General features: G+C 41.3%; 31 protein-coding genes. All 31 read right to left on the bottom strand.

Features of this window, described 5'->3' with window-relative positions; all coding sequences use genetic code 11:
• Window positions 1-2: 2 nt before the first annotated feature.
• Window positions 3-3656, bottom strand: a complete 3654-nt coding sequence (locus tag DV872_RS26615; RefSeq protein ID WP_158547007.1) for a hypothetical protein — start codon at window positions 3654-3656, stop codon at window positions 3-5.
• Between the two features lie 146 nt (window positions 3657-3802).
• Window positions 3803-4210: a 50S ribosomal protein L17 gene (gene rplQ / locus DV872_RS16025; RefSeq protein WP_114630963.1), complete on the bottom strand. Its 408-nt coding sequence runs from the start codon at window positions 4208-4210 to the stop codon at window positions 3803-3805.
• Window positions 4211-4212: 2 nt separating this feature from the next.
• Window positions 4213-5253: a DNA-directed RNA polymerase subunit alpha gene (locus DV872_RS16020; protein WP_114630962.1), complete on the bottom strand. Its 1041-nt coding sequence runs from the start codon at window positions 5251-5253 to the stop codon at window positions 4213-4215.
• A 74-nt stretch (window positions 5254-5327) separates the two neighbouring features.
• Complete coding sequence (gene rpsK, locus DV872_RS16015; protein ID WP_114630961.1) at window positions 5328-5708, bottom strand: 30S ribosomal protein S11; 381 nt, start codon at window positions 5706-5708, stop codon at window positions 5328-5330.
• Between the two features lie 20 nt (window positions 5709-5728).
• Complete coding sequence (rpsM, locus tag DV872_RS16010; RefSeq protein WP_114630960.1) at window positions 5729-6094, bottom strand: 30S ribosomal protein S13; 366 nt, start codon at window positions 6092-6094, stop codon at window positions 5729-5731.
• Between the two features lie 11 nt (window positions 6095-6105).
• The gene (gene rpmJ / locus DV872_RS16005; RefSeq protein WP_114630959.1) at window positions 6106-6219 is read right to left on the bottom strand and encodes a 50S ribosomal protein L36; all 114 of its coding nucleotides are present in this window, start codon (window positions 6217-6219) and stop codon (window positions 6106-6108) included.
• A 10-nt stretch (window positions 6220-6229) separates the two neighbouring features.
• Entirely contained in the window at window positions 6230-7561 is a 1332-nt protein-coding gene (gene secY / locus DV872_RS16000; RefSeq protein ID WP_114630958.1) for a preprotein translocase subunit SecY, read from the bottom strand.
• A 10-nt stretch (window positions 7562-7571) separates the two neighbouring features.
• Window positions 7572-8033 carry a 50S ribosomal protein L15 gene (gene rplO / locus DV872_RS15995; protein WP_114630957.1) on the bottom strand — a complete coding sequence of 154 codons (462 nt, stop codon included), beginning with the start codon at window positions 8031-8033 and terminating at the stop codon, window positions 7572-7574.
• Window position 8034: 1 nt separating this feature from the next.
• Window positions 8035-8223 (bottom strand): 50S ribosomal protein L30, encoded by a 189-nt coding sequence (gene rpmD / locus DV872_RS15990; RefSeq protein WP_114630956.1) that lies wholly within the window; start codon window positions 8221-8223, stop codon window positions 8035-8037.
• Window position 8224: 1 nt separating this feature from the next.
• The gene (gene rpsE, locus DV872_RS15985; protein ID WP_114630955.1) at window positions 8225-8731 is read right to left on the bottom strand and encodes a 30S ribosomal protein S5; all 507 of its coding nucleotides are present in this window, start codon (window positions 8729-8731) and stop codon (window positions 8225-8227) included.
• 11 nt (window positions 8732-8742) lie between these two features.
• Window positions 8743-9102: a 50S ribosomal protein L18 gene (rplR, locus tag DV872_RS15980; protein ID WP_114630954.1), complete on the bottom strand. Its 360-nt coding sequence runs from the start codon at window positions 9100-9102 to the stop codon at window positions 8743-8745.
• 10 nt (window positions 9103-9112) lie between these two features.
• Window positions 9113-9649: a 50S ribosomal protein L6 gene (rplF, locus tag DV872_RS15975; RefSeq protein WP_114630953.1), complete on the bottom strand. Its 537-nt coding sequence runs from the start codon at window positions 9647-9649 to the stop codon at window positions 9113-9115.
• A gap of 12 nt (window positions 9650-9661) precedes the next feature.
• Window positions 9662-10060 carry a 30S ribosomal protein S8 gene (gene rpsH, locus DV872_RS15970; RefSeq protein ID WP_114630952.1) on the bottom strand — a complete coding sequence of 133 codons (399 nt, stop codon included), beginning with the start codon at window positions 10058-10060 and terminating at the stop codon, window positions 9662-9664.
• 10 nt (window positions 10061-10070) lie between these two features.
• Window positions 10071-10256: a type Z 30S ribosomal protein S14 gene (locus tag DV872_RS15965; RefSeq protein ID WP_114630951.1), complete on the bottom strand. Its 186-nt coding sequence runs from the start codon at window positions 10254-10256 to the stop codon at window positions 10071-10073.
• 10 nt (window positions 10257-10266) lie between these two features.
• Window positions 10267-10815: a 50S ribosomal protein L5 gene (gene rplE, locus DV872_RS15960; RefSeq protein ID WP_114630950.1), complete on the bottom strand. Its 549-nt coding sequence runs from the start codon at window positions 10813-10815 to the stop codon at window positions 10267-10269.
• Window positions 10815-11132 (bottom strand): 50S ribosomal protein L24, encoded by a 318-nt coding sequence (rplX, locus tag DV872_RS15955; protein WP_114630949.1) that lies wholly within the window; start codon window positions 11130-11132, stop codon window positions 10815-10817. The genes rplE and rplX overlap by 1 nt, the downstream gene beginning before the upstream one ends.
• Window positions 11133-11144: 12 nt before the next feature.
• Window positions 11145-11513, bottom strand: a complete 369-nt coding sequence (gene rplN, locus DV872_RS15950; RefSeq protein ID WP_114630948.1) for a 50S ribosomal protein L14 — start codon at window positions 11511-11513, stop codon at window positions 11145-11147.
• Window positions 11514-11528: 15 nt separating this feature from the next.
• Window positions 11529-11792: a 30S ribosomal protein S17 gene (gene rpsQ, locus DV872_RS15945; RefSeq protein ID WP_114630947.1), complete on the bottom strand. Its 264-nt coding sequence runs from the start codon at window positions 11790-11792 to the stop codon at window positions 11529-11531.
• Between the two features lie 2 nt (window positions 11793-11794).
• A complete protein-coding gene (gene rpmC, locus DV872_RS15940) occupies window positions 11795-11995 on the bottom strand; it encodes a 50S ribosomal protein L29 (RefSeq protein WP_114630946.1) in 201 nt (66 codons plus the stop codon).
• 2 nt (window positions 11996-11997) lie between these two features.
• The gene (gene rplP / locus DV872_RS15935) at window positions 11998-12414 is read right to left on the bottom strand and encodes a 50S ribosomal protein L16 (RefSeq protein WP_114630945.1); all 417 of its coding nucleotides are present in this window, start codon (window positions 12412-12414) and stop codon (window positions 11998-12000) included.
• Window positions 12415-12417: 3 nt separating this feature from the next.
• Window positions 12418-13119, bottom strand: coding sequence for a 30S ribosomal protein S3 (gene rpsC, locus DV872_RS15930; protein WP_114630944.1), 702 nt, complete (start codon window positions 13117-13119; stop codon window positions 12418-12420).
• Window positions 13120-13482 (bottom strand): 50S ribosomal protein L22, encoded by a 363-nt coding sequence (gene rplV, locus DV872_RS15925; protein WP_114630943.1) that lies wholly within the window; start codon window positions 13480-13482, stop codon window positions 13120-13122.
• A 7-nt stretch (window positions 13483-13489) separates the two neighbouring features.
• Entirely contained in the window at window positions 13490-13771 is a 282-nt protein-coding gene (gene rpsS, locus DV872_RS15920; RefSeq protein WP_114630942.1) for a 30S ribosomal protein S19, read from the bottom strand.
• 9 nt (window positions 13772-13780) lie between these two features.
• Window positions 13781-14605, bottom strand: coding sequence for a 50S ribosomal protein L2 (gene rplB / locus DV872_RS15915; protein ID WP_114630941.1), 825 nt, complete (start codon window positions 14603-14605; stop codon window positions 13781-13783).
• Between the two features lie 15 nt (window positions 14606-14620).
• Window positions 14621-14935, bottom strand: coding sequence for a 50S ribosomal protein L23 (gene rplW, locus DV872_RS15910; protein ID WP_114630940.1), 315 nt, complete (start codon window positions 14933-14935; stop codon window positions 14621-14623).
• A gap of 8 nt (window positions 14936-14943) precedes the next feature.
• Window positions 14944-15570 (bottom strand): 50S ribosomal protein L4, encoded by a 627-nt coding sequence (gene rplD / locus DV872_RS15905; protein ID WP_114630939.1) that lies wholly within the window; start codon window positions 15568-15570, stop codon window positions 14944-14946.
• Window positions 15571-15579: 9 nt separating this feature from the next.
• Window positions 15580-16200, bottom strand: a complete 621-nt coding sequence (rplC, locus tag DV872_RS15900) for a 50S ribosomal protein L3 (protein WP_114630938.1) — start codon at window positions 16198-16200, stop codon at window positions 15580-15582.
• A gap of 22 nt (window positions 16201-16222) precedes the next feature.
• Complete coding sequence (rpsJ, locus tag DV872_RS15895) at window positions 16223-16531, bottom strand: 30S ribosomal protein S10 (RefSeq protein ID WP_114630937.1); 309 nt, start codon at window positions 16529-16531, stop codon at window positions 16223-16225.
• Window positions 16532-16585: 54 nt separating this feature from the next.
• Entirely contained in the window at window positions 16586-17773 is a 1188-nt protein-coding gene (gene tuf, locus DV872_RS15890) for an elongation factor Tu (RefSeq protein WP_114630936.1), read from the bottom strand.
• Between the two features lie 379 nt (window positions 17774-18152).
• Window positions 18153-18623 (bottom strand): 30S ribosomal protein S7, encoded by a 471-nt coding sequence (gene rpsG, locus DV872_RS15885; RefSeq protein ID WP_114630935.1) that lies wholly within the window; start codon window positions 18621-18623, stop codon window positions 18153-18155.
• Between the two features lie 11 nt (window positions 18624-18634).
• Window positions 18635-19009, bottom strand: a complete 375-nt coding sequence (gene rpsL, locus DV872_RS15880; RefSeq protein WP_114630934.1) for a 30S ribosomal protein S12 — start codon at window positions 19007-19009, stop codon at window positions 18635-18637.
• Window positions 19010-19273 lie beyond the last annotated feature (264 nt).

The following is a 19273-nucleotide window of genomic DNA, read 5'->3' as shown; positions in this document are numbered from 1 at the left end:
GATTAAAGAATCTCATTAAGAAATGACTGTTTGGAATCCTTGTATCCAAGAAGAGCATAATCAATCCCTTCTTTACTCTCCAGTGGCATCAAAACCCAGCATTGAAAAAGATTAAAATCGGGATGTGCCAGTGCTCCGGCTAAGGATTCATGGTCTTTATTCTTAATGTACACGAGCTTGTTATCCGAGGTCATAGATCCAAAGAGAGATGAAATATCATCACTGCTCAGACTGTCTACACCGTCTTCATTAATACCGATTGAATGAACAGGAATAAGCCCTTTTCCAGATTTTTTCATAAGGATACCACTCAGGGCTTTATATTCTCTTGTCAGATCACGCAGTGCCTTTAGCAGACCGAGAGAACCTTCACGGTAATGACTTCTGAATCTATCAAAATCAAGACCCTTTTCAGTCATTTCCAGACGTGCGACTTCATCTTTTATTGTATAATGTTCAACTTCGGGCTCTTCTTCCAGAGGAGGCAGCAGATCATCTGCCAGGTTCTGAACGAGTCCACCCATTCCCTGCATAAACGATTCTGAGGTTATCTTACCATCATCTTCTTCAACATGAGCATCTTCTTCGTCTGATTCGGGCTCTTCTTTGATATCTAGTCCGGCTTTACTGAGGTACTCAGTAAAACTGACAGATAGCGGAGGAACGACTACTTTTAACTCTTCGACTTCTTCCATCTCTTCGAGTTCTTCAAGTTCATCCAGCTCTTCCAGATCTTCGACTTCGTCCAGATCTTCGACTTCGTCCAGATCTTCGACTTCGTCCAGATCTTCGACTTCGTCCAGTTCTTCGACTTCGTCCAGTTCTTCGACTTCATCCAGATCTTCGACTTCATCCAGATCTTCGACTTCATCCAGTTCTTCGACTTCGTTCAGTTCTTCATTACCGCCTGTTAGATCATCTGCAGGAGCATCACTATCCTTATCTGTACTCATATCATCTCCCCAGGCAGGTTCTTCGATATTATCAATAACTGCGGTTTCCACAGAATCATAACTCTTATATTTTGAATCATTATAATACTCATGAGGACTGATAATATCCAGCTCAATCAGGCCGTCATCTTCACTATTTACCAATTCTTCAGTCTCTTTAGTAAGTGTTGCCACAGTACCCACAGATTCAGCATCATCAACACTATCCATCTGCTGCTTCTTCTTTATAATATCCTTTTGATTCATTGAATATCCTCCTGTGAGATCGAGACCGAAAAGAGAGAGGTTATCAAGCAGATCCAGTTCTATCAGATCCTCTTCTTCAGATTCATCAAAGGCAACAGGGAGCTTATCAAGGTCTTCGGTATCAGCTTCTTCCACAGGAAGAGTCTTCAGTTCTACTTGAGACTGCAGTTCATCAACATTATCTTCAACTGGTGAAGTATCTGTTTCATTAAGATACTGGTTATAGCGAATTTCAAGATTTTTGGAAATTGAATCAACATCCATTGAGTCTATAAGGCTGTTGATACTGAACTGACTGCCCACTTCATCCAGATCTATCATCTGGGAATCCTGTGTATCTTTAGGAGCTGCTGCTTTATCCTTATCCGGACGAACTGGTTCTACAGAAGGTTCTTCCTCTGCAGATTCCAGGGTATCAGATAGTTCCTGTTCAGAGTCTTTTTCACTCAGTTCCTCAGCAAAGACAGCTACTGCAAGGTCCGCCAGAGGTGCAAGGAAATCCTCTATAACAGCGTCTTCAAGCTCTTCAAGCTCTTCTGCCTGTTCAGGTAAAGCTGAATCATCTTCTATCTCTTCCAGATCATCCAGAGTTTCTCCACTATCCTCATCAAATTCAGATACAGATTCCTCTGCTTCGTCGAACTCTTCAAGTTCATCTATTTCTTCAAAATCATCCAGATTCTCGGTATCTTCAAGAACATCAAGTTCCTCTACTTCAACAGGTTGTTCAGCATCAACGGACTGCTCGGCAAGTTCTTCAAGTTCTTCAAGTTCTTCAAGTTCTTCAAGTTCTTCAAGTTCTTCAAGTTCTTCAAGCTCTTCAAGCTCTTCAAGATCCTCGGTCTCATCAATGCCGTCAAATTCACCTATATCTTCAACATCTACCGGTCTGGCACCGGCGGGTATGAGACTGGCTGATTCTTCATCATCAAGCTCTTCGAGTTCATCAAGCTCATCAGCATCATCAAATTCATCTAGTTCTTCCACTTCAACAGGTTTTGCACCTGCAGGAATACCATTTGAAGATCCCATATCTTCCAATTCTTCAACTTCATCGAGCTCTTCTACATCGTCCAGCTCATCAAGTTCTTCAACTTCAACAGGCTGCATTTTCTTTCGCCCTACAGGGGCTACCGGTGCTGCAATAGTATTAACATTCTGAACATCAGCATTTTCCACAGTAAAATGAGCATTACTTAATGCGGACTTAATCATCCTCTCAAGATCAGTGACAGTGAAACTGGGTTCTTCTTTCTGTTCATCTTTTTTGCTGACAAGAAAACGGATAATCTCATCCCAGCTCTTGTTCAGAAGTTCATCTATTTCATCGATCTTATTCTTTTTGAACTTATCAGAAATACCATTGAGTATCTCTTTCCTTACTTCTTCCTTCCGAGAGTTCAGTTCAAGCTCATATTTTTCCCAGTTAATTTCATCTTCTGCTTCAAGGAGATCCCGAAGGAAAGTCAGCTGAAATTTCTTTATTTTCTTTTTAAGTATCAGTTCCTGATTCTGTTTGATATTCAGTATCAGAAAAAGAAGGAGAAAGAGAGTTACAAATATGGACAGGAGTAAGAGTATTCGATATTCATCATTTAGAAGCAGCTCTGAACCGGAGATACCAGCTACTGAATATATGCCCTCTGAATCAACAGTTTGTATAAGATAGAATTCCTGACCTTCAGACTCTGCAGTCTTCTGTATGAAATCAGATTTACCTGCATTGATTCTGAAAGACGCAATATTATCAGCAAGAAGATTAAGCTGTTCATAGCTCAGATTATAAATAAGAACATCGCTCTCAAGAATAAAGAGCCTGTTGATATCTGAGATACCACCATGCCTGTACAGATAATCCTGAAGTCCTCCGATGGAAAAATCCACAACCGCAGTACCCTGAAACAGACCGTACTGATCTATTGCAGGGAAGGAATAAAGTATTCTGCTGCTCTCTACATCATAACTGAAGGCTGGTTCACTCTCTTTTGAATCCATAAAGACCAGGGCCGCGTTAAAGTCAGGGCTGTCTTTCCATAGATTGTAAAGGATTCTGGTACTACCCTTCTGCTTGATATCGACAGCAAGGGTACTATAAAGGATGTTGAGTTTATTGCTATCTATGATTCTGATATTCTGAAATCCGGTCAACTCATCGGAAATGCGACCAAAGAGATTTGTTCTGGCAACGATATCAGCTCTTTCCTGACTGGGATCAAATACATTTTTCAGAAACTCGAGATCTAGAAAGCTCTGAATACGCTCAGCATTGGCTTCATGATAATCAGATACCAACTGACTGTTCATGATCTGGCGTTCCTGCTGACTCTTTAATATTCGCTGGCTGAAATACTGGGTTTCGATATTTTCGAAAGCTCCGGTAAATGCAAAATAGCTAAGTCCGCTAACAAGAAACAATGAGACTAATAAAGCTGTAAAAATTTTGTATATTATTCGCATTCAGTTTTTTTACCAAAAAAAATAAGGAAGATTATCTCACGACGAGACAAACCTTCCTTATTAATATCGAAACTTATTAAACTTTACATTAGGATGATTCAATTAAATCGTTCATAAAAGAATCCTGAATGCAGAATCATTGAATCCTAAGATTCTTTTTTAGCTTCTTTCTTTTCTTTTTTCTCAACAGGAGCGTCTGCTTTCTCAACAAGTTCCAGTAGAACCATTTCTGCAGCGTCACCCTTTCGGAATCCCATCTTCAGAATTCTTGTATATCCACCGGGTCTTTCAGTAAAGCGGGGTGCTATTTCGGTGAACAGTTTGTTAAGAATATCCTTATCTTTGATATTCTTTGCTACGATACGACGATTGTGTACAGAGTCTTCTTTGGCTCTGGTAATCATCTTCTCAGCAGTTTTTCTGATTTCAAGTGCTTTCGTTTTAGTGGTCTGAATTCTCTCATGTTTAAAAAGAGAAGTGACCATGTTTCTGCGAAGTGCTTTTCTATGACTGGCTTTACGGCCGAGCCTATTAAAACCAACTCTGTTATGCATGACTAATCTTCCTTATTATTCTCAAGTTTAATTGTTTTTTTCAAAACACTGTAATCAACCATGCCCAGAGAAAGATTCCATTCCTTCAGTTTTTCCTTGATTTCCATCAGGGATTTTTTACCGAAGTTTCTGGTTTTTGCAATATCTTCTTCTGTTCTTCTGGTCAGATCACCAATTGTTTTGATGTTAGCGTTCTTAAGACAATTACTTGAACGAACTGACAATTCCAGCTCTTCAACTGGAGTATCCAGAAGAGCCTTAACTCTTTCTTCTTCTTCGTCTACTTCATCATCACCAACCACATCATCTTCATCAAAATTAATGAAAATTGTGAAATGATCTTTTGCAATCTTAGCTGACTCAGCAAGAGCGTCTTCAGGAGAGATAGTACCGTCTGTCCAGATTTCAAGGATTAATTTATCATAATCCGATCTCTGACCAACACGTGTATTCTCTACCTCGTAACGTACTTTTTTGATAGGAGAAAAGATTGAGTCAACAGGAATAGTTCCCACAACATCAATGTATTTCTCATTCAACTCAGAAGGAACATAACCCCTTCCAAGGTCAATCTGGATCTCGAATTCGAGATCAGCGTCTTCCATCATTGTACAAATCTTAAGGTCTTTGTTAGTGACAGTAACACCATCTTTCTCAAGATCGGCACCTGTCATTTCACCAACACCTTTCCATTCGATAAGAATTGTTTTCTCTTCAATATCTTCAGGAAGGTTTAATTGCAGAGATTTTAAATTACTGATCAGTTCGGGTGTATCTTCTACGACTTCGGGAATGGACTCAAACTCACTGGTTATAACATGGGCGTTTCCGTCCTTGTTGTAACTGGTGACTCTTACGGCGGTAATAGCGTATCCCTGAATAGAGGAAAGCAAAATCCGACGTAATGAATTACCGATTGTTGCTCCATATCCTCTTTCAAAGGGATAAGCCATGAATTTACCGTAACCGGACTCCTGCTCACCATGTTCAAAGGTGATTCCTTTTGGTCGTTTAAATCCCTTCAATAGGTTTTTACGTGCCATTTCTGCTCCTTACTACAATAAGCGAACAACCGGTCTGATAAATCAAACCGGTAATGTTCAACCTGCTTCAAGTATTATACTCTTCTGCTCTTTTTGGGACGGCATCCATTATGGGGGATAGGAGTAATATCCCTGATGGATTTTACCCGAAGACCCAGTCCACCAAGGGACCTGATTGCAGATTCCCTACCAACACCAGGACCTTTAACGAATACGTTAACTTCCTTAAGCCCAAAATCAAGGGCTCTGTTGGCTGCTGTTTCAGCGGTGGTCTGAGCTGCATAAGGAGTAGACTTCTTAGCACCCTTGAACCCAAGAGAACCAGCACTACTCCAGGAAACTGCGTTTCCCTTCAGATCAGTAATTGTAACGATAGTATTATTGAAGGTTGCCTGAATATAAACATTACCTTCATAAATACTTTTCTTTTCTTTTCTTTTCTTTGTCTTAGCCAATTTTTAAACCTCCAACCGTTCTATTTCTTTTTCTTAGCAACGGTTTTGACCTTACCCTTACGGGTACGGGCGTTTGTCTTGGTTCTCTGACCGTTAACGGGCAGACTTCTTCTATGACGAAGACCCCGGTAACATCCGATATCCATCAGGCGCTTGATATTCAAGGCAACCTCAGATCTCAGACGACCTTCAACCTTATATTCACTCTCGATGAGTTTACGAAGTTCATTAACTTCTTCACCGGAAAGTTCATTAATTCTTTTTTCTGGATCTACACCTGTCTTAGCACAGATTACTTTAGCAGAGGTTCTACCTATACCGAAGATATATGTCAATGCAATATCTGTATGCTTGTTGGGCAGATCAATACCTGCAATACGAGCCACTTATGGACCTCCTACTTCTGTCTCTGTTTGTGTTTAGGATTTTCACATATGATTCTCAGGACACCACGTCTCCTGATTACCTTACATTTATCACACATAGGTTTAACACTTGCTCTAACCTTCATAATTTACCTCTTATAGGTTCCTAGTTTTCAATTTCCCTCGTTTCACAAGTCCATCATGGTGGTGCATCTTAAGATGACCTTCAATCTGGCTCATTGTGTCCAAGTCGACTCCGACCATAATCAATAACGAAGTACCTCCCATTAAGTAGGCAACCTGCTGCGGGAATCCAAACAGGTTAATAATAATAGAAGGAATTAAAGCTATCAAAGCCAGGAACATTGAACCGGGTAAAACAATACGGTTAAGGATCTTAGTAAGATACTCTTCCATGTTCTCCGACCGGATCCCCGGGATTGAACCGCCATTTTCCCTTATTTGCCGAGCAATTTCAATAGGATTCATAGAAACCTGTGTATAAAAGTAGGCAAAAAAGACAATTAACAGTGTATACATAACAAGATAGGGTCCGCCATTGGGTCTTAACCAAGTGGCGACTGCCGACCATGCTTTACTACTGCTTCCAAGGGTCCCTGCTATCTGAAGGGGGAATGTCAGAATAGAAGAAGCAAAGATTACAGGGATTACTCCACTGGGGTTGATCTTAATTGGGATGTAGGTGTTCTGTGCACCATAGATCCTTCGACCAACAATCCTCTTTGCATAATTCACAGGGATTTTTCTCTGCCCCTGTTGTTCGTAGATCACCAGCATAATGATACCGACGAACATGAGCAAAGCAAAAATTACAAATACAGGGTTAAGATTTCCACTGCGGATCTCTTTTCCCAAAATACTGAATGCACCAGGCATTCTAGCTACAATACCAGCAAAGATCAGCAATGAGATACCATTACCAATACCTTTGGCGTTAATCTGCTCACCAATCCACATGAGGAACATAGTACCGGTTGTTACAGTTAACATCGCAACAAAGGTATATTTCCAACCGACCATGGAGGGAATGATTGCATCAGGTATTCTACTTGCATAAACGGTTACTGCATATGACTGAATAATACAGACAGCTACAGTTCCGTAACGGATAAGTTTCTGAACCTTCTTTTTCCCGCCATCTTCCTCGGAAATCTTTTTCAAGCGGGGAAAAACAAGCAGCAAAAGCTGCATGATGATGGACATGGAGATATAAGGCATAATTCCAAGCATGAAAATAGAGAAGTTTTTAAACGCTCCCCCGGCAAAAAAATCCAGATATTCTGTAATTCCCATTGCCGAACCGCTTGAAGCCTGATTCAGAAAATAAAGTCTGAGAGCAGAAGCATCAATACCCGGAATGGGCAGGATTGCGCCTAGTCTGAATACTATCAGCATTCCCAGAGTAAAGAAAATCTTATATCTAAGTTCCTTTACTTTAAACATGTCGTAGAGTGGATTACCAGCCATATATTACCAACTATTCCTGATCTGACTTATTAACTATTTTGCCACCGGCTTTCTCGATTTTCTCAACAGCACCGGCAGAAACCTTTTCAATCTGAACTTCGAGTTTTTTGCTCAGTTCACCGTTTCCGAGAATCTTAATATTCTTCTCAGACTTTTTAATCAGGCCTTTTTTCAACAAAGTTTCAAGAGAAACAACTTCTCCGTCACTGTAGTTTTTTTCCAGAAGGAAAAGGTTCACAGGAACATAGGATTTCTTAAACATATAGTTTGAGAATCCTCTGGCTGCAACTCTTCTGTACAGCGGCATCTGTCCACCCTCAAAACCGGGACGAACATTACCACCTGATCTGGATCTTTGACCTTTGTGACCTCTACCGGAAGTTTTACCGGTACCGGCACCATGTCCTCTACCGAGGACTTTTTTATTCTTATTGGCACCCTTTGGGGCTTTGAGTTCAAAAATGCTACTCATCTTAGATCTCCTCAACTTGAACAAGGTGGGAAATAGACTTAACCATTCCCAGAATAGAAGGTGTAGCTTCTTTTTCAACTACAGAGTTGAGCTTACCAAGACCAAGAGCCTTGACGGTTTTCCTCTGTTCAGGTTTACGGCCTATTGTGCTGCGTATAAGTTTTACGCGAATGCTTTTTGTCTTCGCCATATCAACCCCACAGTTCGTTTATTTTTTTTCCGCGACCGGCTGCAACAGATTTGGCATCGAAAAGATTATCCAGTCCGTTGAAAACGCTCTTAACAATATTCATTGTATTCTTTGAGCCAAGAGACTTGGCAAGAATATCATGAATACCAGCTGCTTCCATAATTGCACGAACAGGTCCACCAGCAATAATACCGGTACCGGGTGCAGCAGGTTTCAGCAGAACGGAAGCACTTTTAAATTCACCCAGGATTTCATGGGGAATTGTTACTTTCTTGAGAGGAATAGTTCTAAGATTACCCTTAGCTTTTTCAACACTCTTTCTGATAGCTTCCGCAACATCATTTGCTTTACCGAATCCGTAACCGACACGGCCTTTGCCGTCTCCGACTACCATCAGAGCTGAGAATGACATTTTTCGTCCACCTTTTACGGCTTTAGAAACACGATTCAGTCTGATGAGTTTTTCGGTAAATTCTTTTTCTTCTTTTTGTCTTTTATCATACGCCATTGTTTACCCTCTTAAAACTGAATGCCTTCGGCTCTAGCTGCTTCTGCAATTGCTTTAACAATACCATGGTACATATAACCATTACGGTCAAATACAATAGTAGTGATACCGGCAGCTTTCATTCTTTCGCCGATGACTTTACCCAACTGAGATCCGCCTTCGAGGTTGATTTTAACAGCAGTATAATCTTTTTCCAGAGTAGATACGCTAAGAAGGGTGTGACCCTTAATATCATCAATTACCTGGAGGCTGATATTTTTATTACTCTTAAAAACAGTCAGTCTGGGTCTTTCAGCAGTTCCGGAAATTTTCTTCCGGACATGTTTTTTTCTCTGCAGTCTTTTGGACTGCTTCTGTTTAATTCTATCCATAATTTACAACCTATTTAACACCAGACTTACCGACTTTACGTCTGACATGTTCTGTTTCGTATTTAATCCCCTTACCCTTGTAAGGTTCGGGAGGTCTAAGTCCACGGATTTCACTGGCAGCAAGACCGACTACTTCTTTGGATATACCTGAAACAGTCACCTTGTTGCCCTCAACGGCTGCAGTGATACCTTCAGGCAGCACATATTCAATCTGAGTTGAAAATCCCAGGTTCATCAAAAGGCTTTTGCCCTTGAGTTCAGCCCTGTATCCAACACCATTGATAATAAGAGCCTTGGAAAAACCGGTTGTTACACCAGTCACCATGTTTTCCAGAAGTTTTCTGTACAGTCCATGCATGGACTTGGCTCTTTTAGAATCATCTTTTCTACTGACAGTTGCCACATCATCTTTGATTTCAAAGCTGACTTCAGGCTCAAAGTGCTGGGTTAACTCACCCTTAGCACCTTTAACGGTCAAAATATTGTCTTTAACAGAAACAGTTACACTTTTAGGCACTGTTAATGGTTTTAAACCGATACGAGACATTAATTCTCCCCCTTACCAGACCTTACAAATGATCTCACCACCAACTTTCCCGACAGTGGCTTTTTTGCCAGTTGTCACACCAGTTGAAGTGGAAACGATCAATGTACCGAATCCGTTTAATACACGGGGCATATCCTTGTAGCCTGTATAAACTCGTCTACCAGGGGTAGAAACAGACTGGATTCCGTGAATAATCGGATTTTCTGAATCGTCATATTTCAAGAAAACACGGATAATACTTTCATCATCCAATGTTACTTTCTTGAAATTCTTGACGAATCCTTCATTCTTAAGAATTTTAATAATTTCCAGCTTTAGCTTGGAAGGTACAATATCTACCTTCTCAAATTTAGCCCTGCTGGCATTTCTAATTTTTGTGAGCATATCCGCTACAGGATCTGAACAACTCATTTATACTCTCCTACCAGCTAGATTTTGTAACGCCGGGAATCAAACCTTCGTTAGCAAGCTTACGAAAACAGATTCTGCACATTTCAAATTTTCTCATGTAACCACGAGGTCTTCCACAGATTCTGCATCTGTTATACTCGCGGGTACTGTACTTCTGTTTTCTATTACATTTAACGATCATAGATTTCTTTGCCATCTATAAACTCCTATTTCCTGAAAGGCATGCCGAACTTGGCAAGAAGAGATCTTGCTTCGTCATCGGTACCAGCCGTTGTTACAATGGCTACGTTTAGACCGTTGATCTGCTCAATCTTATCGTAGTCAATTTCCGGAAAAATAATCTGCTCTGTAATTCCCAGAGAATAATTTCCTCTTCCGTCGAAAGCTTTAGGATTTACACCTCTAAAGTCCTTTACACGGGGGAGGGAAATATTGATCAGACGATCCAGGAATTCGTACATTTTTACTCCTCTCAGAGTAACTTTTGCACCAATCTCCTGTCCTTCACGAACCTTGAAGTTCGCAATAGATTTTCTTGCTTTAGTTTTCATGACTTTCTGACCAGTGATCAGAGTCAATTCTTCCACAGCAGATTCAAGAAGCTTTTTGTTAGCGATTGCCTCACCAACTCCCATGCTTACAACAACCTTTTCAATCTTGGGAATCTGCATTTTTGACTTATAGCCAAACTCAGAAAAAAGTTCCTGAGCGATCTTTTCTGTATAAACAGTTTTTAATCTTGGTGTATTCGCCATTATAAAGCTTCTCCACATTTCTTGCAAACTCTTACTTTACTATCTCCGTCTACCTTGATACCAACCCTGGTGGGTCCGCATTTCTTGCAGAGAAGCTGTACATTAGAGAGATCGATAGCAGCTTCAAGTTCAATGATGCTGCCCTTCTCGCCCTGAGCTTTAGGTTTCTGGGCCTTTTTGACCATATTCAAACCTTCAATAATAGCCCGGCCGGTATCTCTCTGGATTTTAAGGACTCGGCCTGATTTACCACTGTCTTTGCCAGCAATAATCTGTACCTGATCACCCTTTTTAATCTTATATTTCACTTCAGCCATCTTCTTACACTCCTAAAGAACTTCGGGTGCTAAAGATACAATTTTCATAAAATCGGCATCTCTAAGTTCTCTTGCTACGGGGCCAAAAATACGCTTACCAACTGGTGCAAGGTTTGCATCTACAATCACACAGGCATTGTCATCAAAACGGATATATGTTCCGTCGGGACGTCTGTATTCTTTGTGCGTTCTTACAATAACAGCCTTCTTCACCTCACCCTTTTTAATGGGGGCATGGGGAATTGCGTCTTTAACAGCCACGACAATAATATCGCCAACACTGGCATATCTTCTATGACTTCCGCCGAGAACCTTGATACACTGTACCTTTTTAGCACCAGAGTTATCAGCTACATTCAAATATGTATTATCCTGAATCATTTATATCCTCCGGTGTTATTTGGCTCTCTCAAGGATTTCCTGAAGAGACCAGCACTTATCTTTACTGATAGGTCTACATTCTACAATGTTGACTGTATCACCGATATTAGCATCATTTTTTTCATCATGTGCTTTGTATTTAACCGAACTAGTAATGTACTTTTTGTACAGAGGATGCAGTTTTTTAGTTGTAATCTGTACAACAACTGTCTTTTCCATCTTGTCACTGACAACTACGCCGGTTAAAACTTTTTTATTAGTCTTCTGGGCTTTTTCCATCACTACGCCTTCCTGATTCCGAGATCAAACTCGTTAACCATTGTGTTCAAACGGGCAATGCTTCTTCTCAGATTTCTTTTATCCATCCGATTTTCTACATGTCCCAGAACCATATCAAATCTCATTTTCTGTAGCTTGTTGCTAAGTTCTTCGCGTTTGGCGATAAGCTCTTCAACTGACAGATCATTGAAACGTTCTTTCATGACTATCTCGCCTCCTTATAGACGAACTTAGTTTTAATAGGCAGTTTGCTGCCGGCAAGTTCCATGGCTCTTTTAGCCAGGTCTTTGTCAACACCACCGATTTCAAACATAACAGTCCCGGGCTTAACTTCAGCAACCCATTTTTCGGGGTTACCTTTACCTTTACCCATTCGAGTTTCAGCAGGCTTTTTGGTATAAGGGATATCAGGAAAGATTCTGATCCAGACCTTACCGCCTCTCTTAATGTGCCTAGTCATGGCAACACGAGCAGCTTCAATCTGTCTAGCAGTAATCCACTTGTTATCCAGAGCTACCAATCCGCATTCGCCGAAAGCAATTGTATTACCTCTGGTGGCGTTCCCTCTAAGAGGTCCGCCTCTCATTTGTTTTCTATATTTGGTTTTCTTAGGACTCAGCATCTCTTAGCTCCTTGAAGCCTTGTCTCTCTGGTTTCTGCTAACCAGAAGTCCGGCGTCATCTTTCTGTTCATGTCCGTAAACTTCGCCTTTGAAAACCCAGACTTTAACTCCGATCTTACCGAATGTTGTATTTGCTTCCGCAAATCCGTAATCGATATCAGCTCTGAGAGTATGAAGAGGAATACGTCCCTCTTTTACTTCCTGAGTTCTGGCCATTTCAGCTCCACCAAGTCTTCCGGAAATCTTAATTTTGATTCCTTTCACACCGGACTTCATTGAATTGGATGCAGTCATCTTCAGAACTCTTCTGAAGGCAACACGTCCTTTCAACTGACGGGCAATGTTCAGAGCAACAATCTGTGCGTTAGCCTCGGGCTTCTTCACTTCTTTGATTTTTACCTGAATTTTCTTGTCTGTCAGCTTCTGGAGAGCCTGACCGATTTTTTCAATGTTGGCACCCTTTGTACCAATGATCACACCAGGTCTTGCTGTGTAAATCATCATAGTAATGCGCTGGGGCTGTCTGATGATTTCAATATCACCAATTTCAGCACCGCGTGCTTCAGGGCTGTCCATAAGGGCTTTCCGAAGCGCCAGATCTTCATGCAGACAATTAGCATAATCTCTGGGGTCAACATACCATTTTGACTTCCAAGTTTTATTAATACCCAGTCTGAGACCGTAAGGGTTTACTTTCTGTCCCATTTATTCCCCCGTACTTCCTAATTCATCTACTACCACAGAAATATGTGAAGATCTTTTAAGCAGTCTGTCAGCTCTACCTCTTGAACGGGGCCACATTCTTTTCTGAATGGGTCCACCATCAATAAGCAGTTCAGCAATATACAATGAATCTTCATCAAGCATGTTGTTCTGATTCAATGCATTAGCTGCAGCAGATTTGACTACCTTGATCAGCAGTTTAGCGCCTTTGTTAGGCAGATTCTCAAGAATCGCAACCGCTTCAGAATAAGGTTTCCTTCTAATATTATCAGCAATAGGTCTGATCTTAGTGGGAGACATAGGCAAATTCTTAGCTATGGCTTTATAACCTTTCTTTGCTTCCATCACTCACCTACCTTTTAGATTTCTTGTCGGAACCAGCATGTCCTCTGAACATTCTGGTTGGAGCAAATTCACCAAGTTTATGACCAACAAGATTTTCTGTTACATATACAGGAACCCATGTTTTGCCGTTATAAACTGACACTGTCATACCGACCATCTCAGGAATAATAGTGGAGGTTCTGCTGTAGGTTTTAACCATAGCTTTCTTAGAACCAGACTTATTCTGTTCAATGATCTTTTTATACAGGCTTTTGGCAATAAACGGTCCCTTTTTAATTGATCTAGACACGTTTTACTCCTATTTCCGTCTCTTGACAATAAAATTGTCAGAGTTCTTATGTTTCTTCCTTGTCTTGAAACCCTTGGTCGGCTTTCCCCAGGGGGAAACAGGATGACGTCCACCGGAAGTCTTACCTTCACCACCACCATGGGGGTGATCAACCGGGTTCATAACAACACCTCTTACCTTAGGTCTTTTGCCCATCCATCTGGATCTACCGGCTTTACCGATTTTCACATTCATGTGATCTTCGTTTCCGATTTCACCAATGGTTGCCATACACTTGTTTAAAACAAGGCGCATTTCTCCGGAAGGCATTTTTATTGTTACATAATTACCTTCTTTTGCAGCGATAAGCGCACCACCACCGGCAGTTCTTACCATCTGAGCACCACGACCGAGCTGAAGCTCAATACAGTGTACAAGACGACCTACGGGAATGTTTTCAAGGGGAAGTGCGTTTCCGACTTCAATAGGAGAGTTGGGACCATTAAATAGAACAGTTCCTACTTCCACACCCTTGGCAGCTACAATGTAGCGTTTTTCACCGTCGGCGTAATGAATCAGAGCGATATTGGCAGATCTGTTCGGATCGTATTCGATCTGAGCAACCTTACCGGGGATATCAAACTTATTACGTCTGAAATCGATCTCTCTGTATTTTCTTTTATGTCCACCACCACGGCGGCGTACACTAATCCGTCCTCCGGCTCCACGACCGGCTTTTGAAGACTTACCGGAAGAGAGAGACTTTTCGGGCTGGCTTCTGGTGATTCCATCAAAAGTCAAACTCTGTCTGTATCTCTGGGACGGTGTCCTTGGATTATACGTTTTTATACCCACAGAAATTCTCCTACCTTAAACGCCTTCAAAAGCATCGATCTTCTCACCTTTGGCAAGAGTTACAATTGCTTTCTTCCAGGATGCTGTTTTACCAAATCCTCTTTTAAAGCTGGAAGCTGAAATAGGAGTGTTCGCTTTTTTCTTACCACGAACATTCACAATATTACAGCTAACAGGATTAACAGAGAACAGTTCTTTAACTGCACCTACTATCTGGATCTTATTCGCTTTCTTATCAACCTTAAAGACATACTTCTTAGATTCACCATCACGGAGAACATTAGATTTTTCTGTCAGAACAGGTTCTATAATTACTTTATAGGGTTCCATACTCAACCTCATCCACCATAAAATTCATTCAGCTTCGAAGCAGCACCTTCAAGTACCAGAACATTCTTACCGTAAAACAGAGTGTGTGCACTCAGTCTGTTGTAAGAAAGGAATCTGACATTGGGAAGGTTGCGACCTGCCTGTCTGATTTTTTTGTCGTCGTCCTTAAGAACAACAACAGTTTTTTCATCATTTACCAAAGCTGTCAGAATGGCTTTAAAATCTTTAGTTTTTCCGGAATCAACCGTAAAATCTTCAATAATTCTAAATGTATTCTCATCCTGAGCTTTAAGACTCAGTATGGATTTCATAGCTAACTGCTTTACTTTTTTCGGAAGAACATAGCTGTAATCTCTAGGCTTAGGCCCGAAAACTACACTTCCACCAACCCATACAGGAGATCTTCTACGTCCGGCTCTGGCTCTACCAGTTCCTTTCTGTCTCCACGGCTTAGCTGTTGTTCCTCTTACTTCACTTCTGGTAAGTGTGCTGGCTGTTCCAACTCTTTTATTAGCAAGCTCATTTTTGATGGCGTTGTAAATAGAACCATCGCTTACTTCACGTGCAAATACTGAATCTTCAAGAGTTATTGTCCGCAGCTCTTTTCCATCAATTGAAAAGACTTTTCTGTCCATAATAATCCTCTATTTTTTCTTGGCGTTACGTACTAAAACAACACTGTCTTTCGTACCGGGTACAGCACCCTTCACCAATACAACATTCTTTTCAGCATCTATTTTTACTACTTCCAGGTTCTGAACGGTTTTTCTCTCTCCGCCCATACGTCCGGCCATCTTAGTTCCCTTAATTACTTTTGAAGGGTAAGCGGCCATACCGGTTGAACCACCAACTCTATGGAATTTTGAACCGTGTGTGGCACGGCCTCCACTAAAATTGTGACGTTTCATTACACCCTGGAAACCTTTTCCCTTAGATGTTCCGATCACGTCAACGTAGGAAAAACTTTCCATCAATTCAACACCGAAAGAATCGCCAACATTACATTCTTTCTCAAAATTACGCAGTTCCATAACAAGTTTCTTTGGTGTTACGTTTTCCTTAAACTGTCCAGCGTAAGGTTTACTTACGTGGTTAGCTTTCATTTCAACAGACCCAAGAACAACCGCGCTGTAGCCATCTTTTTCTACAGTTCTATTGGCTACTACTACATTAGGCTCAACCTTAATAACAGTAACAGGAGTCAGTGTTCCTTCAGAATCAAACACCTGCGTCATTCCGGCTTTTTTGCCAATTAAACCAATCATCTAATACCTCAACAATTCTTACTTACTGCTTGATCTCTACATCCACTCCAGCGGGCAGCTCGAGTTTCATAAGAGCATCCATTACAGCAGAGGTTGGCTCTAAAATATCTATAAGTCTTTTGTGAGTTCGCATTTCGAACTGCTCTCTAGACTTCTTATTAACAAAAGTTGATTTCAACACAGTGTACTTATTGATCCGTGTAGGCAGAGGGATCGGTCCAGAAACTTTACTTCCTTGTTTCTGAACGGCCTGAACAATGGCCTTAGCACTCTGGTCAATCAACTCAACGTCAAATCCTCTTAATCTGACGCGTATCCGTTCCTTACCCATTAGTCCTCCAGAAAACCGCCCTGCCGGATAGCAGGGCGACTCTTTCATTACTTCTTATTCTATGATCTCAATGACCTGACCGGAAGCTACAGTTCTACCACCCTCACGGATAGAGAATCTAAGCCCTCCGTCCATCGCAATAGGATGAATCAGTTCACCAGAAATCTCGGTGTTATCACCAGGCATTACCATCTGCTTCTCTTCGGGAAGAGTTACAGTTCCTGTAATGTCAGTTGTTCTAAAGTAAAACTGAGGTCTGTATCCGGAAAAGAAAGGATTGTGACGTCCACCCTCTTCCTTAGTCAGACAGTACAGAGTTGCTTTAAACTTTGCGTGGGGAGAGATAGAACCAGGTTTACAAAGAACCTGTCCTCTCTGAACCGCTTCTTTATCAATACCACGAAGAAGAGTACCGATATTATCACCAGCCTGACCTTCATCCAGCAGCTTGTTGAACATCTCAACACCTGTACATGTAGTAGTCTGATTGTCTCTAATACCAACGATCTCAATCTGGTCACCAACATGAAGTACACCTTTCTCAATACGACCGGTTACAACAGTACCACGGCCGGAAATTGAAAAAACGTCTTCAATAGGCATCAGGAAGGGCTGATCTACAGCTCTGTCAGGAATAGGAAAATAAGTATCCATAGAATCCAGGAGCTCCTGAATACATGCAGTCTTATCACCATCTTCAATATTAGACATAGCTTCGAAAGCTGAACCTTTAATGATGGGTGTATCGTCTCCGGGGAAACCATACTCATCGAGGAGCTCACGTACTTCCATCTCTACCAGGTCAACCAGTTCGGGGTCAGCAAGGTCGAGTTTGTTCATGAAAACGATCAGCTTAGGAACGCCAACCTGTCTCGCAAGAAGGATGTGCTCTCTAGTCTGAGGCTCGGGTCCTGAGTCTGCAGCAACGAGAAGAACGGCTCCGTCCATCTGTGCAGCACCGGTAATCATGTTCTTGATGTAGTCAGCATGTCCGGGACAGTCAACATGTGCATAGTGACGATCCGCTGTTTCATACTCAACGTGACGAGTATTGATAGTAATACCACGCTCTCTTTCTTCGGGAGCGTTATCAATATCTTCATAACTCATGATCTTAGCACCAGACTTAGCAGCGCAAAACATAGAGATTGCAGCAGTAAGAGTGGTTTTACCGTGGTCAACATGACCAATTGTACCGACATTGATGTGCGGTTTGTTACGTTCGAATTTTTCTTTAGCCATTTCTACCTCCTAGGCTCTTTAAAAAACAACTTTCTTTGGATTAACCCTAGCGGGTATCAGCGTGATAGTAGCAAATACTGCTATTACACGGCAACATCCAAACGACCGAAAACATATTCATTTAACAGATTTTTTCACTAAAGAACAGAATAAAGTAGAGAATACTTCAATTGTTGTCATAATAACTCTTCCACCACCTATACATCTACAAAGAAATGCACGGTTTGGATCACCGGAAGACTAGCAGTCCAGAAGACTGATCATCATGTTAACCTCTGTCACAGTAGCGGCCTTTTCAATCACAAGTGACAGAAAAGGCATTCCGTCGAGGGGTCTGCCACCTGAGCAGCAGACCTTTCAAATACTTATCTAATGCAGCCTACCACTTATAGTGGGAGAATGCCTTATTAGCTTCCGCCATTCTATGGGTATCTTCTTTCTTCTTGAAAGCAGACCCAGTAGAGTTTGAAGCATCCATGATTTCCGCACTGAGCTTATCACACATGCTTTTACCACTTCTGTTTCTTGCAGCTGCGATCAGCCATCTCATAGCCAGTGCATCTCTCCTGGAATCCCGAATTTCTACGGGAACCTGGTAAGTAGAACCACCAACTCTTCTTGACTTAACCTCGACTGCAGGTTTTACATTTTCAAGAGCTTTCAGAAATGTCTGAAGCTCATCTTCACTACCCTTTTCTTTAACAACAGCAAGCGCGTCGTAAAGACATGCTGCACTGGTAGACTTCTTACCACTAAGCATCATTCGCTTAATGAATTTTTCTACAGTAGTGTTGTTATATTTTGAATCGGGCATTACCGGTCTTACCGGTGCCTCTCTTCGTCTTGCCATTATCCCTTACCTCACGCCTTAGGTTTCTTGGTTCCGTATTTAGAACGGGACTTTCTTCTTCCATCCACACCGAGTGTATCTTTTGTACCACGGATGATTCTATAACGTACACCGGGAAGGTCTTTTACCTTACCGCCACGAAGAATAACCACAGAGTGCTCCTGAAGGTTGTGTCCAATACCAGGAATATAAGCAGTCACTTCGATACCATTGGTCAATCTGACCCTGGCAACTTTACGAAGCGCTGAGTTCGGTTTCTTAGGAGTTATGGTCATAACCCTTGTACATACGCCTCTTTTCTGAGGACAAGCTTGGAGGGCGGGTGCCTTTGTCTTCTTAACTGAAGACTTACGACCGTTCCTGACTAACTGATTTATTGTAGGCATTTATACTACATTCTCCCGTTAAATAATTATATTAAATGCATAGCGACTCTAACAATTCTTCAATTTAGAGTCAAGCATTATTAAGAGATATATTGTATTTTCTTTAAAAAGCGATACACTTCGCAATATCAAGAAAATCATTATCGAAAAGACCAGCATAATCTCCCCGGTAAAAAACTTAGGCATCACTGCCGTATTCCTCATTAAAACAAACTTAAATAAGGATTTATTTCGATTTCAAGGCAGAAAAAAGCGAAGTTTGCG

The organism is Oceanispirochaeta sp. M1 (assembly GCF_003346715.1).
GTDB lineage: Bacteria > Spirochaetota > Spirochaetia > DSM-2461 > DSM-2461 > Oceanispirochaeta.
The sequence above is the reverse complement of the archived record's forward strand: the minus strand, read 5'-3'. Positions and strand labels throughout refer to the sequence as shown.

What these genes read in the sequence shown, in the direction of transcription:
- rplV (WP_114630943.1), bottom strand. Translation starts at nt 13,482, where the DNA reads ATGGAAGCAAAGAAAGGTTATAAAGCCATAGCTAAGAATTTGCCTATG.
- rplX (WP_114630949.1), bottom strand. Translation starts at nt 11,132, where the DNA reads ATGGCTGAAGTGAAATATAAGATTAAAAAGGGTGATCAGGTACAGATT.
- rpsH (WP_114630952.1), bottom strand. Translation starts at nt 10,060, where the DNA reads ATGAGTTGTTCAGATCCTGTAGCGGATATGCTCACAAAAATTAGAAAT.
- rpmC (WP_114630946.1), bottom strand. Translation starts at nt 11,995, where the DNA reads ATGAAAGAACGTTTCAATGATCTGTCAGTTGAAGAGCTTATCGCCAAA.
- rplN (WP_114630948.1), bottom strand. Translation starts at nt 11,513, where the DNA reads ATGATTCAGGATAATACATATTTGAATGTAGCTGATAACTCTGGTGCT.
- secY (WP_114630958.1), bottom strand. Translation starts at nt 7,561, where the DNA reads ATGGCTGGTAATCCACTCTACGACATGTTTAAAGTAAAGGAACTTAGA.
- rplE (WP_114630950.1), bottom strand. Translation starts at nt 10,815, where the DNA reads ATGGCGAATACACCAAGATTAAAAACTGTTTATACAGAAAAGATCGCT.
- rpsC (WP_114630944.1), bottom strand. Translation starts at nt 13,119, where the DNA reads ATGGGACAGAAAGTAAACCCTTACGGTCTCAGACTGGGTATTAATAAA.
- rpmD (WP_114630956.1), bottom strand. Translation starts at nt 8,223, where the DNA reads ATGGCGAAGACAAAAAGCATTCGCGTAAAACTTATACGCAGCACAATA.
- rpsJ (WP_114630937.1), bottom strand. Translation starts at nt 16,531, where the DNA reads ATGGGTAAGGAACGGATACGCGTCAGATTAAGAGGATTTGACGTTGAG.
- rplP (WP_114630945.1), bottom strand. Translation starts at nt 12,414, where the DNA reads ATGCTGAGTCCTAAGAAAACCAAATATAGAAAACAAATGAGAGGCGGA.
- rpsG (WP_114630935.1), bottom strand. Translation starts at nt 18,623, where the DNA reads ATGGCAAGACGAAGAGAGGCACCGGTAAGACCGGTAATGCCCGATTCA.
- rpsE (WP_114630955.1), bottom strand. Translation starts at nt 8,731, where the DNA reads ATGGCGTATGATAAAAGACAAAAAGAAGAAAAAGAATTTACCGAAAAA.
- tuf (WP_114630936.1), bottom strand. Translation starts at nt 17,773, where the DNA reads ATGGCTAAAGAAAAATTCGAACGTAACAAACCGCACATCAATGTCGGT.
- DV872_RS16020 (WP_114630962.1), bottom strand. Translation starts at nt 5,253, where the DNA reads ATGGCACGTAAAAACCTATTGAAGGGATTTAAACGACCAAAAGGAATC.
- DV872_RS15965 (WP_114630951.1), bottom strand. Translation starts at nt 10,256, where the DNA reads ATGGCAAAGAAATCTATGATCGTTAAATGTAATAGAAAACAGAAGTAC.
- rpsL (WP_114630934.1), bottom strand. Translation starts at nt 19,009, where the DNA reads ATGCCTACAATAAATCAGTTAGTCAGGAACGGTCGTAAGTCTTCAGTT.
- rplR (WP_114630954.1), bottom strand. Translation starts at nt 9,102, where the DNA reads ATGGATAGAATTAAACAGAAGCAGTCCAAAAGACTGCAGAGAAAAAAA.
- rplC (WP_114630938.1), bottom strand. Translation starts at nt 16,200, where the DNA reads ATGATTGGTTTAATTGGCAAAAAAGCCGGAATGACGCAGGTGTTTGAT.
- rplW (WP_114630940.1), bottom strand. Translation starts at nt 14,935, where the DNA reads ATGGAACCCTATAAAGTAATTATAGAACCTGTTCTGACAGAAAAATCT.
- rplO (WP_114630957.1), bottom strand. Translation starts at nt 8,033, where the DNA reads ATGAGTAGCATTTTTGAACTCAAAGCCCCAAAGGGTGCCAATAAGAAT.
- DV872_RS26615 (WP_158547007.1), bottom strand. Translation starts at nt 3,656, where the DNA reads ATGCGAATAATATACAAAATTTTTACAGCTTTATTAGTCTCATTGTTT.
- rplF (WP_114630953.1), bottom strand. Translation starts at nt 9,649, where the DNA reads ATGTCTCGTATCGGTTTAAAACCATTAACAGTGCCTAAAAGTGTAACT.
- rpmJ (WP_114630959.1), bottom strand. Translation starts at nt 6,219, where the DNA reads ATGAAGGTTAGAGCAAGTGTTAAACCTATGTGTGATAAATGTAAGGTA.
- rpsQ (WP_114630947.1), bottom strand. Translation starts at nt 11,792, where the DNA reads ATGGAAAAAGCCCAGAAGACTAATAAAAAAGTTTTAACCGGCGTAGTT.
- rplD (WP_114630939.1), bottom strand. Translation starts at nt 15,570, where the DNA reads ATGGACAGAAAAGTCTTTTCAATTGATGGAAAAGAGCTGCGGACAATA.
- rplQ (WP_114630963.1), bottom strand. Translation starts at nt 4,210, where the DNA reads ATGCATAACAGAGTTGGTTTTAATAGGCTCGGCCGTAAAGCCAGTCAT.